Raw genomic sequence first — 14,090 nt, 5'->3', positions numbered from 1 at the left:
CCAAATCGTTACGTGATGCACGGATGATCCTCGGATTCCTGAGCAGGTGGTCAGGAAGATTGGCGGCGCTGTTCACCCAGCCCAACCCGCCAATACCTCCCCGATAACAACAGATAGATGCATGTAAGGGATCTACTCGTGACCTACAACAAACTCTACGCCCTGCTTTTAGCATCGGGCCTGGGCGGCTTTGCGCCGCTGGTTCTGGCAGACGACTCCCAGGACGTCGGTTCGGTACACGTTGCCGGCGAACGTACCCTGGGCACTGGCCACATGATTCAGGAAGAAAGTGCCAAGGCCCGGTCCACCGTGACCAAGGAAGCCATGGACGAAATGTCCCCGACGGCCAACGCCATCGACAAGCTCAAGTACACGCCGGGCATCAACGTTTCCAATGATGACGCCAGCGGCATGAGCGGCACCAGCTTCACCATGCGCGGCATGAACTCCGACCAGGTCGGGGTTTCCATGGACGGCGTGCCGATCAACGACTCCGGCAGCTACGGCGTGTACGCCAACCAGTTGGGCGACCCGGAAAACGTCGGCGAAGTGTTTGTCACCCAGGGCTCCTCCGAAGCGGACGGCCCGCACATCGGTTCCAGCGGCGGCAACATCGGCATGGTCACCATCCGGCCGACCAAAGAGCCGGGCTTGTTCGTCAAGCAGTCCATCGGTTCGAACAACCTGCGCAAGTCGTTCGCGCGGATCAACACCGGCGAACTCGGCGGTTTCAAGACCTGGGTCTCGGCTTCTCACACCGAGGGCGACAAGTGGCGCGGCAAGGGCACCCTGCGCGGCGACAAGGTGGAGTGGAGCACGCTGTTCGAAGACGACAACGGCAATACCAGCAACTTCACCATGAAGTACAACACCCAGGAAAACTACAACTACAACACCCTGAGCAAGAGCCAGTTCCAGCAACAGGGTCGCCGTCTGGATTACGCGCAAACCCCGGTCTACAAGAACGGCTTGCTCTCGTCTTCCTACAAGCTCAACCGCAACCCATTCGAAAGTGTCATGACCACCTTCACCCAGCGCTGGCGCCTGCGGGATGACCTGGCCCTGACGGTTGCGCCTTACTACTACTGGGGCAACGGCGGCAGCTTCAGCGGCCAGACCGCGACCAACCTGGGGCCGAGGTCCGACAAGGGCGGCAACTACGACTTGAGCAACCTCAAGTCGGCCAACTACTACCGCCCTTCATGGACCGAGACCTGGCGCCCTGGCGTCACCGTCAAAATGAAATGGGACATCAACGAAGAGCACAGCCTGGACTACGGCTACTGGTACGAGCGCGCTCGCCAGCGCCAGACCCAGCCGTATATCGGGATCAACAGCGAGGGTGCACCGGACGACGTCTGGGGCGATTACAACAGCGGCGGCCAGGTGGTCGACAAGAACGGCAAGACCGTCCAGGGTCGCCATCAATACACCGTGACCCCGGCGCAGAAACTCTGGGTGCAGGACAGCTGGCAAGCCACGCCAGACCTGAGTTTTGTCGGCGGCCTGGCGTACCAGTACGTCGAGCGTGACGGCGACAACCTCGGCAGCCTGTACGACACGCCGGAAAAGCGTAATGCCCGCTACCATCAGTTCCTGCCGAACTTCAGTGCCAAGTACCAGGTCGACGAGAGCAACCAGGCGTTCTACAACGTCACCCGCAACATGCGCACACCGCAGAACTACGTGCTGTACAACAAGGGTGATTCCCTCAACCTGAACCCCGAGCTGAGCTGGAACCAGGAACTGGGCTGGCGCTACACCGAAGAGAAGATGGCCCTGAGCGCCACCCTGTTCTACATCACCTTCAAGGACCGTCAGCTGTCGACCACCGACTTGAACGGTGACTACGTGATGGCCAACGTCGGTGACGTGACCAACAAAGGCCTGGAGCTGGAGTTCAGCGGCCTGCTGCCGTACAACTTCAACTACTACGCGTCGTACACGTACACCAAGTCCGAGCAGCAAGACGACTTTGTCAGCAAGAACGTGCTGTTGCCGACCAAGGGCAACCAACTGGCCAACGTGCCGGAAAACATGTTCAACCTGGTGTTCGGGTATGACGACAAGCGCTACTACGGCAACATTGCCGGCAAGTACGTGGGTGCCTTCTACGGCGACTTGACCAACAACGAGAAAATCTCCGGGCGTACCGTGTTCGACCTCAACGCTGGTATTTACCTGCCGGTGGACAAAAAGGTCTTCAAGTCGGCCGCGCTGCGTTTCTCGATGCTCAACGTGTTTGATAAGGAATACTTGAGTTCGGCGCGCACCGTGTCGTTCAACTCGGCGCCGGTGAATGGCCTGGCGGGCAGTTCGGCGTATTACAACGTGGGTGAGGAGCGTACGGCGATGGTTTCCCTGGAGGCCAACTTCTAAGCCACACACCTTCCTGGGTGGAAATGGGATTGTGTGGGAGCCGGGCTTGCCCGCGATGCAGGCACCTCGGTCAGTCAGTTGCACTGAGGTGATGCTATCGCAGGCAAGCCAGCTCCCACACACGCCTGTTCCCACACTGGGTGGGGCTGGATTACTTTAAGGCCGCCATGATCGCTTCCGGGTTGTAGTCCCGAATCAGCGTGCCATTCACGTCCACAAACGGAATCCCGCCACCACCCAACGCCTCGTACGCCTTGCGCGCCTGGGCGTCCTTCTCGATATCAAACGCCTGGTAGGGAATCCCTTTGGAATCCAGGAAGCGCTGGATCTGCTTGCAGTAGCCGCACCACTCGGTGGAATACAGCACCACGCGCGCCGCTGCGCGTGTCTGCTCCGGCACCACCTGCGAGGGGTTGAACAACCGCTCGATCTTGCCCCAGTTCTGGATAACCACCACCACCAGCAACACCAGCAGGACTTTCTTCAGAACCCCGCCCAGCATCAGTTGCGACGCTTGAGCTGGTCGGTCAACTGGGTCGGCAGGCCCTTGATGATCAAGGTGCCGGCGGCTTCGTCGTACTCGATCTTGTCGCCCAGCAGGTGCGCTTCAAAGCTGATGGACAGGCCTTCGGCGCGCCCGGTGAAGCGGCGGAACTGGTTCAGGGTGCGTTTATCCGCCGGAATTTCCGGCGACAGGCCGTAGTCCTTGTTGCGGATGTGGTCGTAGAAGGCTTTTGGCCGCTCTTCGTCGATCAGCCCCGACAGCTCTTCCAGGCCCATCGGTTCGCCGAGCTTGGCCTGGCTGCTGGCGTAGTCCACCAGGGTTTTGGTTTTTTCGCGGGCGGATTCGTCCGGCAGGTCTTCGCTTTCCACAAAGTCACTGAAAGCCTTGAGCAGGGTGCGGGTCTCGCCCGGGCCGTCGACGCCTTCCTGGCAGCCGATAAAGTCGCGGAAGTACTCCGAGACCTTCTTGCCGTTCTTGCCCTTGATAAACGAGATGTACTGCTTGGACTGCTTGTTGTTCTGCCACTCGGAGACGTTGATCCGCGCGGCCAGGTGCAATTGGCCCAGGTCCAGGTGGCGGGACGGGGTCACGTCCAACTGGTCGGTCACGGCCACGCCTTCACTGTGGTGCAGCAGGGCGATGGCCAGGTAATCGGTCATGCCTTGTTGATAGTGGGCAAACAGCACGTGGCCGCCGGTGGAGAGGTTGGACTCCTCCATCAGCTTTTGCAGGTGCTCCACGGCAATGCGGCTGAAGGCGGTGAAATCCTTGCCGCCGTCGAAATATTCCTTCAACCAGCCGCTGAACGGGTGCGCGCCGGACTCGGCATGGAAAAAGCCCCAGGCCTTGCCTTGTTTGGCGTTATAGCTCTCGTTGAGGTCGGCGAGCATGTTCTCGATCGCCGCCGACTCGGCAAGCTCGGAGTCGCGGGCGTGGAGAACTGCGGGTGTGCCGTCGGGTTTTTTGTCGATCAGGTGGACGATGCAATGACGGATCGGCATGGGCTTCTCGGCTGGTTGAAGGGGAGTGGTGGGGCTCCCGGAAAAAGTCGCCAGTGTACCGCACCCGCTGGGGATGGCGCTGTTCGAAGGGCGTTTTGGGTGCTCTCCGACAGGCCATATGCCTTTTTTTCACGGTTTAGAGCGATAAAGCTGACCAAATGGGTATGTTGAGGCGGATATTTCCCCGTCTCTGTGCTAGTTTTGCCCCGTCTTACGCGCAGTCTGGGCGTTAAGCGTGCATTCAGCATTTGTCAGGTCGAACCAAACCCGGTTTCAGGTATCTATAACCCCGATCTTCGTGGTTATAGCCCTTGGGTGCCAGGCCTTGATGGCAGGGCTCGATGGCTGACACTGCACTCTGCAATCCAAATGAATTTGATAGGGAAGGAACACCACAATGGCTATTACTAAAGACCAACTGATCGCTGATCTGGCTGAAGCTGTAGACGCACCGAAAACTACCGTGCGTGCTCTGCTGGACCAACTGAGCCAGATCGTTGCTGATCAGCTGGAAAACGGCGGCGAAATCACTCTGCCAGGCGTTGGCAAACTGAAAGTGACCGAGCGTCCTGCCCGTACTGGCCGTAACCCTTCGACTGGCGCTGCCATCGAAATCGCTGCCAAGAAAGTTATCAAGCTGGTTGTGGCCAAAGGCCTGACCGACGCTGTTAACAAGTAAGACGCAGCAAAAAAAACCGCGCTCCGGAGTGATCCGGGCGCGGTTTTTTGTTGCCTGCGATTTATGCGGTGCTTTCTGTGGCGAGGGAGCTTGCTCCCGTTGGGTTGCACAGCTGCCCCAAGATTCTGGGAGCGCTGCGCACTCCAACGGGAGCAAGCTCCCTCGCCACAGGGTTAGTCGCGCGCCCAGCGCTGGCGCCACACCTGTTGCTCGCTCGGGGTCTGGAAGGTCCAGGCGACGAAGCGGCTCTGCTTCTGGCCCTGGGACATCTCCACTACCTGGCTCTCCAGCACACCGGCCTTTTTCAGCGCAGTCTGGATCGCCGGCAAGTTCGACGCCTTGGACACCAGGGTGCTGAACCACAGCACTTTATGCTGGAAATGCGCGCTTTCAGCGATCAGTTGCGTCACAAACCGTGCTTCGCCGCCTTCACACCACAATTCCGCCGACTGGCCACCGAAGTTCAGCACCGGCAACTTGCGTTTCGGATCCGCCTTGCCCAATGCACGCCATTTGCGCTCGCTGCCCTTGGTCGCTTCATCCATCGAGGCGTGGAAGGGCGGGTTGCACATGGTCAGGTCAAAACGCTCGCCCGGCTCCAGCAGGCCCAGCAGGATCTGCTTGGGATTGGTTTGCTGGCGCAGCTGGATGGCCTTGTTCAGCCCGTTGGACTGCACGATCGCCTTGGCGGCGGCCACGGCGGTGGGGTCGACTTCCGAACCGAGGAAATTCCAGCGGTACTCGCTGTAGCCGATCAACGGGTAGACGCAGTTGGCGCCCATGCCGATGTCCAGCACCTTCACCGGTGCACCGCGGGGGATCACGCCTTCGTTGACGCTGGCCAGCAGGTCGGCGAGGAAGTGCACGTAGTCGGCGCGGCCTGGCACCGGTGGGCAGAGGTAGTCAGCCGGGATGTCCCAGTGATTGATGCCGTAGAACGCCTTGAGCAACGCCCGGTTGAACACTCGTACCGCGTCGGGGCTGGCGAAGTCGATGCTTTCCTTGCCGTACGGGTTGATGATCACGAATTGCGCCAGTTCCGGCGTGGTCTTGATCAGCGCCTGGAAGTCGTAACGGCCCTGGTGGCGGTTACGCGGGTGCAAGGTGGCTTCTTTCCGGGGCACGACAGGCTTGGCCGGCGTGGTGGATTTGGGCTTCTTGCGCGGTGCTTTGGGTGTGCTGGGGGCGGTCATGGGCTGCGTCGATTCTGGGGTTGTTTCAAAAGTGGCGGGTATTGTCACACATTCCTTGGTCGAACTCGGTCAAATGTGGGAGCTGGCTTGCCTGCGATGCAGGCGATTCGGTGCATCTGCCAGGCCGAGGTGATGCCATCGCAGGCAAGCCAGCTCCCACATTGATCGGGTTTCCAAAGAGAAATAGCAGTGTTCTGCGGGCAAAAAAAAGAGACCCGAAGGTCTCTTTTTTCACACGGGCTGCCCCTTAAAGGCTGGAAATCCGTGCGTGTTGCTCGGCCAGCTTGCCCAAGGCCTGTTCAGCCTCGGCCAGCTTGGCGCGCTCTTTCTCGATGACTTCGGCCGGCGCCTTGTCGACGAACGCCGCGTTGGACAGCTTGCCGCCCACCCGCTGCACTTCGCCTTGCAGACGCAGGATTTCCTTGTCCAGACGCGCAAGCTCGGCACCTTTGTCGATCAGGCCGGCCATCGGCACCAGCACTTCCATCTCGCCCACCAGAGCGGTAGCAGACAGCGGTGCTTCGGCGCCAGCGGCCAATACGGTGATCGACTCCAGCTTCGCCAGCTTCTTCAGCAAGGCGTCATTCTCGGTGAGACGACGCTGATCTTCGGCGCTGGCGTTCTTCACGAACACCGCCAGTGGCTTGCCCGGCCCGATGTTCATTTCGGCGCGGATGTTGCGCGTGCCGAGCATCAGGGTCTTGAGCCATTCGATATCGCTTTCGGCGGCCTCATCAATGCGCGCTTCGTTGGCCACCGGCCAAGGCTGCAGCATGATGGTCTTGCCGTCTTTGCCGGCCAGCGGCGCGAGGCGCTGCCAGATTTCTTCGGTGATGAACGGCATGAACGGGTGCGCCAGGCGCAGCGCCACTTCCAGCACGCGGACCAGGGTGTGACGGGTGCCACGCTGACGTTCGATCGGCGCGTTCTCGTCCCACAGCACGGGCTTGGAGAGTTCCAGGTACCAGTCGCAATACTGGTTCCAGATGAACTCGTACAAGGCCTGCGCCGCGAGGTCGAAGCGGAACTGGTCGAGTTGGCGGGTCACTTCGGCTTCGGTGCGCTGCAACTGGGAGATGATCCAGCGGTCCGCCAGGGACAGCTCGATGGCCTCGCCGTTCTGGCCGCAGTCTTCGCCTTTATCCAGCACGTAGCGCGCGGCGTTCCAGATCTTGTTGCAGAAGTTGCGATAGCCTTCGACGCGGCCCATGTCGAACTTGATGTCGCGACCGGTGGATGCCAGCGAGCAGAAAGTGAAGCGCAGGGCATCGGTGCCATAGCTGGCGATGCCGTCGGCGAATTCATCGCGGGTCTGCTTCTCGATTTTCTTCGCCAGTTTCGGCTGCATCAGGCCCGAGGTGCGTTTCTGCACCAGGGTTTCCAGGTCGATGCCGTCGATGATGTCCAGCGGGTCCAGGACGTTGCCTTTGGACTTGGACATCTTCTGGCCCTGGCCATCACGTACCAGGCCGTGCACGTACACGGTCTTGAACGGTACCTGCGGGGTGCCGTCTTCGTTTTTCACCAAATGCATGGTGAGCATGATCATCCGGGCGACCCAGAAGAAAATGATGTCGAAGCCGGTCACCAGCACGTCAGTCGGGTGGAATTTCTCGAGGAACTCGGTTTTTTCCGGCCAGCCCAAGGTGGAGAACGTCCACAGGCCCGAGCTGAACCAGGTGTCCAGTACGTCGTTGTCCTGTTGCAGCGCCACGTCCGGGCCGAGGTTGTGCTTGGCACGCACTTCGGCTTCATCGCGGCCAACGTAGACCTTGCCCGACTCGTCGTACCAGGCCGGAATCCGGTGGCCCCACCACAGCTGACGGCTGATGCACCAATCCTGGATGTCACGCATCCACGAGAAGTACATGTTTTCGTACTGTTTCGGCACGAAGGCGATACGGCCGTCTTCCACCGCAGCAATCGCCGGCTCAGCCAGAGGTTTGGTCGACACGTACCACTGGTCGGTCAGCCAAGGCTCGATGATGGTGCCGGAACGGTCGCCTTTCGGCACTTTCAGGCCGTGGTCGTCGACACTGACCAGCAGGCCGGCAGCGTCGAAGGCGGCAACGATCTGCTTGCGCGCTTCAAAACGGTCGAGGCCGGCGTATTCGGCCGGGATCTTGCCGTCGATGCTCTCATTCAGCGTGCCGTCGAGGTTGAACACCTGGCAGGCCGGCAGAACAGCGGCGTTTTTGTCGAAGATGTTCAGCAACGGCAGGTTGTGGCGCTTGCCGACTTCATAGTCGTTGAAATCGTGGGCCGGGGTGATTTTCACGCAGCCGGTGCCGAATTCAGGGTCGCAGTAGTCGTCCGCGATGATCGGGATGCGACGGCCAACCAGCGGCAGCTCGACGAACTTGCCGATCAGCGCCTGGTAACGCTCGTCGTTCGGGTTAACCGCGACGGCGGCGTCGCCGAGCATGGTTTCCGGACGAGTGGTGGCGACGATCAGGTAGTCATTGCCTTCGGCGGTCTTGGCGCCATCAGCCAGCGGATACTTGAGGTTCCACAGGAAACCTTTCTCGTCGTGGTTTTCCACTTCAAGGTCGGAAATCGCCGTGTGCAGCTTGGTGTCCCAGTTGACCAGGCGCTTGCCGCGGTAGATCAGGCCGTCTTCATGCAGGCGCACGAAGGCTTCTTTCACGGCTTCCGACAGGCCGTCGTCCATGGTGAAGCGCTCGCGGCTCCAGTCGACGGACGAACCCAGGCGACGGATCTGACGGCTGATGTTGCCGCCGGACTGATCCTTCCATTCCCAGATTTTCTCGAGGAATTTCTCGCGGCCCAGGTCGTGACGGTTCTGGCCGGTGGCTTCCAGTTGGCGTTCCACCAGCATCTGGGTGGCGATACCGGCGTGGTCGGTGCCCGGCTGCCACAGGGTGTTGCGACCCTGCATGCGGCGGAAACGGATCAGGGCGTCCATGATCGCGTTGTTGAAGCCATGGCCCATGTGCAGGCTGCCAGTGACGTTCGGTGGCGGAATCATGATGGTGTAGGAATCGCCCGCGCCTTGCGGAGCGAAATAATTCTCGGACTCCCAGGTCTGGTACCAGGAAGTTTCAATAGCGTGCGGCTGGTAGGTCTTATCCATGCGCGGCGGGACCCTAGTTGGCATTAATTCAGGAAAGCCGACAAGTATAACGGGGGATAGGGCAAATGTGGGAGCTGGCTTGCCTGCGATTGCGGTGTAGCAGTCACTGATGAGGTTGACTGAAAAACCACTATCGCAGGCAAGCCAGCTCCCACAGGGATTTGGGTTCGAACTCAGTTCTGATACTGGCTCAACAACCGCTCCATGCGCGCATCCAGCCGGCGCTTGATCTCGGTTTCGATATGCGGGGCAAAATCGTCGATCACGTCTTGCATGATCAGTTGCGCGGCGGCGCGCAGTTCATTGTCCAGGTGCAGCAGCAGGGCGTCGGGGGCTTTTTCGGCGGCAGGTACGGCAACGGCCGGAGCCTGCGCGGCTGGTGCAACGGGCGTTTCGACCGGTTCCGGGGCAACAGGCTTGCCACCGACCATATCGAACAGCAAGGGAATCTGTACGTCACCGTTGACCGCATCGGTCAGCAGCGGCGGTTGCAGCTCATCATCACCGAGCAGCTTGCGGATCGACTCAAGGTCGTCCAGCAGGTGGTCAGAGTCTTTTAGCGGGTTTGGAGTGTCCATCATGTGCTCAAAGTCGTTGTAGCCGGTGATCTTGCAGAGAATAGCCCTGTTCGCGGTAGAAGCGGAAACTCTCCCGCGCGGCCTGACGAATAGCCGGATCTTCCACCACCACTTCCGCCACACGGGCGAAGCCTTTGGCGAAGGCCGGTACTTTCAGGTCGAGGTTGACCAGCAGGTCGGTGTGATCGCCACAGCTGTCGCCCAAACCCAACACCACCAGGCCTTGCGGCTCTGATTCGGCGGGGCCGTGGGGCACGAAGCTTTCGCCCTTGAAGCGCCACAGGCGGGCGTCGAGGTCGTCACGCTGGGCGGCGTCGCTGCAATGCAGGTAGATGCGATGGCCCATGCGCCAGGCTTTTTCGGTGAGCTTGCAGGCAAAGTCCAGACGCGCGGAAGGATCGGCGCTGGGCAATATATAGAAGTCGACTTGGGTCATTGGGGGGCCTGCATGTGTAAATACTGTCTGATCGACCCTCACGAAAACCCCGTAGCAGCTGTCGAGCTTCAGCGAGGCTGCGTTGCGGTGTATCAGGTACTCCGCTGACGCAGCCTCGCCGGGGCTCGACAGCTGCTACGGGTCGGGACGGCGTTGGAATCGCCGCCCCGGGATCGTCATTTTCAGGCTTTGGCGCGGTCCAGCAGGTACTGGGTCAGCAGCGGAACCGGACGGCCAGTGGCGCCCTTGTCCTTGCCGCCGCTGGTCCAGGCGGTGCCGGCGATGTCCAGGTGGGCCCAGTTGAAGTTCTTGGCAAAACGCGACAGGAAGCAGGCTGCGGTGATGGTGCCGGCTTTCGGGCCGCCAATGTTGGCGATGTCGGCGAACGGGCTGTCCAGCTGTTCCTGGTACTCGTCGAACAACGGCAGTTGCCAGGCGCGGTCATCAGCCGCCTTGCCGGCGCTGAGCAGTTGGCCGATCAGTTCGTCGTTGTTGCCCAAAAGGCCTGAAGTGTGGGCGCCCAGGGCAACCACGCAGGCACCGGTCAGGGTGGCGATGTCGATCACGGCTTGCGGCTTGAAGCGTTCGGCGTAGGTCAGGGCGTCGCACAGCACCAGGCGGCCTTCGGCGTCGGTGTTGAGGATTTCGACGGTCTGGCCGCTGAGGGTGGTGACGATGTCGCCCGGACGGGTCGCGCCGCCGCTCGGCATGTTCTCGGCACACGCCAGGATGCACACCAGGTTGATCGGCAGCTTGAGTTCCAGCACGGCACGCAGGGTGCCGAACACGCTGGCGGCGCCGCCCATGTCGTACTTCATCTCGTCCATGCCCAGGCCCGGCTTGAGGCTGATGCCGCCGGTGTCGAAGGTGATGCCTTTGCCGACCAGGGCAAATGGCTTCTCGGACTTCTTGCCGCCGTTGTATTGCATCACGATCAGGCGTGGCGGCTGGTCGCTGCCCTGGCCCACGGCATAGAACGAGCCCATGCCCAGTTCCTTGATCTTCTTCTCATCCAGGACTTCGACTTTCAGGCCCTTGAATTCCTTGCCCAGCGCCTTGGCTTGCTCGCCCAGGTAGGTGGGGTGGCAGATGTTCGGTGGCAGGTTGCCCAGGTCACGGGTGAACGCCATGCCGCCGGCAATGGCCTGGGCGTGGGTCACGGCGCGTTCGACTTCAGCCTGGGCGGCCTTGATGGTCAGCAGGGTGACTTTCTTCAGGGCGCGGGGTTCGGCTTTGGTGCTCTTGAACTGGTCGAAGACGTATTCGCCATCCAGCAGGCTTTCGGCCAGCAGACGGGTCTTGCCGTAGCTGTCGCGGCCCTTGACCACGATTTCGTCCAGCGCCAGGGCTGCGTCGGTACCGCCCAGGCCCTTGAGGGTGTTGAGGATGCCGCTGATGATCTTGCGGAACGGACGGTCGCCCAGTTCGGCGTCCTTGCCCACGCCCACCAGCAATACGCGGTCGGCTTTAAGGTTCGGCAGGCTTTGCAGCAGCAGGCTCTGGCCCACTTTGCCGGCCAGGTCACCGCGCTTGAGGACCGCGCTGATGGCGCCGCCGCTCAGTTCGTCCAGTTGCTTGGCGGCAACGCCCAGCTTGCGGCCTTCGCCGACAGCGACCACGAGGGTGGCGGTTTTCAACGTTTCGGGGCTAACGCTTTTTACAACCAGTTCCATTTTCGGGTCCCTTATAAAGGTCAGTGAGCCAGGAGTCTGTACTCCGGCTTGTAAGCTTGGCAGCCTGTAGGCCGCCCGCGACAAAGGCCGCAGTTTGAACCTCGCCGGCCGAGCCTGACAACCCTTGCGGGCAGCTTTGTGCACGCGTATGAGCAAGCTCCGTGACAGGTGCGGTCAATCACAGGATAATGCGCCATCTTTTTAGCCGGCCTGCAGCAATGGGTCGACTCGCTATGCTTGCTTGTTTGGCCGCCTTAGCCTGACAACCCTGGAGTGTCTGGTTTGATCGTCTTCCGTTATCTGTCCCGCGAAGTCCTGTTGACCCTGAGTGCCGTGAGTGCGGTATTGCTGGTCATCATCATGAGTGGTCGTTTCGTCAAATACCTCGCCCAGGCTGCCTCGGGCGCCCTGGATCCGGGCTCGCTGTTCCTGATCATGGGCTTTCGCCTGCCAGGCTTTTTGCAGCTGATCCTGCCATTGGGCCTGTTTCTCGGGATTCTGCTGGCTTATGGCCGCTTGTACCTCGAAAGCGAAATGACCGTGCTGTCGGCCACCGGCATGAGCCAGCAACGCCTGCTGGCCATGACCATGGTCCCGGCCACCGGCATCGCGCTGGTCGTGGCCTGGCTGAGCCTGAGCCTGGCGCCCCAGGGAGCCTTGCAGTTCCAGCTGGTGCTCAACAAACAGGACGCCATGACCGAATTCGACACTCTGGAGCCGGGCCGCTTCCAGGCGCTCAACGACGGCACTCGGGTGACCTATACCGAACAACTGTCGGATGACCGTGCCAACCTGGGCGGTGTGTTCATCTCCCAGAAAAACCTCGGCCAGAACCAGAAAGACCGTGGCATTTCGATCCTGGTGGCCGACAAGGGGCGCCAGGAAGTGCGCCCGGACGGCAGCCGCTACCTGATTCTGGAGGACGGCTATCGCTATGACGGCAGCCCCGGCCAGGCCGATTACCGTGCGATCAAGTACGACACATACGGCGTGATGCTGGCCCGGCCGGATGTCAGCGACGAGGTCACCGACCGTGACGCCATCCCGACGCCAGACCTGCTCGGCAGCAAGGAACTGCGCTCGATCGCCGAGCTGCAATGGCGGATTTCCCTGCCGCTGCTGGTGTTTATCGTGACCTTGATGGCTGTGCCGCTGTCCCGGGTCAACCCGCGCCAGGGCCGTTTCCTCAAGCTGTTGCCGGCGATCCTGCTTTATATGGCCTACCTGACCATCCTGATTTCCGCCCGCGGCTCCCTGGAGAAGGGCAAGCTGTCGCCGACCCTCGGGTTGTGGTGGGTCCACGGGATCTTCCTGGCGATTGGCCTGGGCCTGCTTTATTGGGAACCGTTGCGCTTGAAGATGCAGAGTCGTCGCAGCATGAAGGAGCTGGCTCGTGGTTAAGCTCGACCGCTACATTGGTAGCAGCGTCCTGGTCGCAATCCTTGCGGTACTGGGCATTATTCTGGGTTTGGCCTCGTTGTTCGCCTTCATTGATGAAGTGGGCAATGTCAGCGACACCTACACCGTGACCAACGTCCTGAGCTATGTGGCGCTGACCGCGCCTCGTCGCCTCTACGACATGATGCCGATGGCCGCCCTGATCGGCTGCCTGATCGGCCTGGGCAGCCTGGCCAGCAACAGCGAACTGACCATCATGCGTGCGGCGGGTGTTTCCATCGGCCGCATCGTGTGGGCGGTGATGAAGCCCATGCTGTTGCTGATGGTGGTCAGCGTGCTGATCGGCGAATACGTGGCGCCTCCGGCCGAATCCACAGCCCAGGCCAATCGTGCCCTGGCCCAGGGTTCGGGTGATGCACAGAGCTCCAAGCATGGTTTGTGGCACCGCCAGGGTGAGGAATTCATCCACATCAACGCCGTGCAACCGGGCGGCCTGTTGATCGGTGTCACGCGCTATCATTTCGATAAAGAACGTCACCTGTTGTCGTCCAGCTTCGCCAAACGTGCGCAGTACGCCGACGAAAAGTGGCAACTGAGCGAAGTAAGCACCACCTACTTCCGTGACATCGGCAAAGGCGCGGCGTCGAGCACCGAAGTGATCAATGTGCCGACGGAACAGTGGGATATTTCCCTCAAGCCAGAATTGCTGAACACCGTGGTGATGATCCCGGAAAGCCTGCCTATCTCCGGTTTGTGGGGTTACATCCACTACCTCAAGGACCAGGGCTTGAACAATGGCCGCTACTGGCTGGCGTTTTGGGTCAAGGTGTTGCAGCCGGTGGTGACCGCCGCGCTGGTGCTGATGGCGATCTCGTTCATCTTCGGCCCGCTGCGCTCGGTAACCCTGGGCCAGCGCGTGTTTACTGGCGTATTGGTGGGCTTCACCTTCCGTATTGCCCAGGACCTGCTGGGGCCATCCAGCCTGGTATTCGGCTTCTCGCCGCTGTTTGCGGTGCTGGTGCCGACCGCTATCTGCGCCGTGGCCGGCTTCTGGCTGTTGCGTCGGGCCGGTTGAGCCCGCGCTTATGAACAAAAAATGCCCCGCTCGAACGATCGGGGCATTTTTGTTCTTGGTCACCATGGATGACGTCTGG

General features: G+C 60.8%; 11 protein-coding genes. 4 read left to right on the top strand and 7 right to left on the bottom strand.

Annotated features, from left to right (window positions below):
• Positions 1-138 precede the first annotated feature (138 nt).
• The gene (locus tag HX875_RS26645) at positions 139-2,379 is read left to right on the top strand and encodes a TonB-dependent receptor (protein WP_177047208.1); all 2,241 of its coding nucleotides are present in this window, start codon (positions 139-141) and stop codon (positions 2,377-2,379) included.
• 151 nt (positions 2,380-2,530) lie between these two features.
• Here HX875_RS26645 and HX875_RS26640 read toward each other — a convergent pair whose 3' ends face one another.
• Both HX875_RS26640 and yejK read right to left on the bottom strand, forming a co-directional pair.
• Positions 2,531-2,881 (bottom strand): glutaredoxin family protein, encoded by a 351-nt coding sequence (locus HX875_RS26640; protein ID WP_177047206.1) that lies wholly within the window; start codon positions 2,879-2,881, stop codon positions 2,531-2,533.
• Positions 2,881-3,885 carry a nucleoid-associated protein YejK gene (gene yejK / locus HX875_RS26635; RefSeq protein ID WP_010176940.1) on the bottom strand — a complete coding sequence of 335 codons (1,005 nt, stop codon included), beginning with the start codon at positions 3,883-3,885 and terminating at the stop codon, positions 2,881-2,883. Before yejK ends, HX875_RS26640 begins: the two co-directional genes overlap by 1 nt.
• A 397-nt stretch (positions 3,886-4,282) precedes the next feature.
• Here yejK and HX875_RS26630 point away from each other — a divergent pair, with 397 nt between their 5' ends.
• A complete protein-coding gene (locus tag HX875_RS26630; protein WP_003212743.1) occupies positions 4,283-4,564 on the top strand; it encodes an HU family DNA-binding protein in 282 nt (93 codons plus the stop codon).
• Between the two features lie 173 nt (positions 4,565-4,737).
• On the opposite strand, the gene rlmF is transcribed toward HX875_RS26630, so the two are convergent.
• The 5 genes from rlmF to HX875_RS26605 all read right to left on the bottom strand — a co-directional run bounded on the left by rlmF (position 4,738) and on the right by HX875_RS26605 (position 11,538).
• Positions 4,738-5,757, bottom strand: a complete 1,020-nt coding sequence (rlmF, locus tag HX875_RS26625) for a 23S rRNA (adenine(1618)-N(6))-methyltransferase RlmF (protein WP_177047203.1) — start codon at positions 5,755-5,757, stop codon at positions 4,738-4,740.
• A 247-nt stretch (positions 5,758-6,004) separates the two neighbouring features.
• Positions 6,005-8,851 (bottom strand): valine--tRNA ligase, encoded by a 2,847-nt coding sequence (locus HX875_RS26620; protein WP_177047202.1) that lies wholly within the window; start codon positions 8,849-8,851, stop codon positions 6,005-6,007.
• A gap of 173 nt (positions 8,852-9,024) precedes the next feature.
• Complete coding sequence (locus tag HX875_RS26615) at positions 9,025-9,429, bottom strand: DNA polymerase III subunit chi (RefSeq protein WP_177047275.1); 405 nt, start codon at positions 9,427-9,429, stop codon at positions 9,025-9,027.
• A 7-nt stretch (positions 9,430-9,436) separates the two neighbouring features.
• Positions 9,437-9,865 (bottom strand): DNA polymerase III subunit chi, encoded by a 429-nt coding sequence (locus HX875_RS26610; RefSeq protein ID WP_177047192.1) that lies wholly within the window; start codon positions 9,863-9,865, stop codon positions 9,437-9,439.
• 182 nt (positions 9,866-10,047) lie between these two features.
• Entirely contained in the window at positions 10,048-11,538 is a 1,491-nt protein-coding gene (locus tag HX875_RS26605) for a leucyl aminopeptidase (RefSeq protein ID WP_177047190.1), read from the bottom strand.
• Positions 11,539-11,820: 282 nt separating this feature from the next.
• On the opposite strand from HX875_RS26605, the gene lptF reads away from it, so the two are divergent.
• The gene (gene lptF / locus HX875_RS26600; RefSeq protein WP_177047188.1) at positions 11,821-12,939 is read left to right on the top strand and encodes an LPS export ABC transporter permease LptF; all 1,119 of its coding nucleotides are present in this window, start codon (positions 11,821-11,823) and stop codon (positions 12,937-12,939) included.
• Entirely contained in the window at positions 12,932-14,011 is a 1,080-nt protein-coding gene (lptG, locus tag HX875_RS26595; protein WP_177047186.1) for an LPS export ABC transporter permease LptG, read from the top strand. The genes lptF and lptG overlap by 8 nt, the downstream gene beginning before the upstream one ends.
• Positions 14,012-14,090: the final 79 nt, after the last annotated feature.

It is taken from the genome of Pseudomonas yamanorum (genome assembly GCF_013386765.1).
Taxonomy (GTDB): domain Bacteria; phylum Pseudomonadota; class Gammaproteobacteria; order Pseudomonadales; family Pseudomonadaceae; genus Aquipseudomonas; species Aquipseudomonas yamanorum_A.
This window is presented reverse-complemented; position numbering and strand designations above follow the sequence as displayed.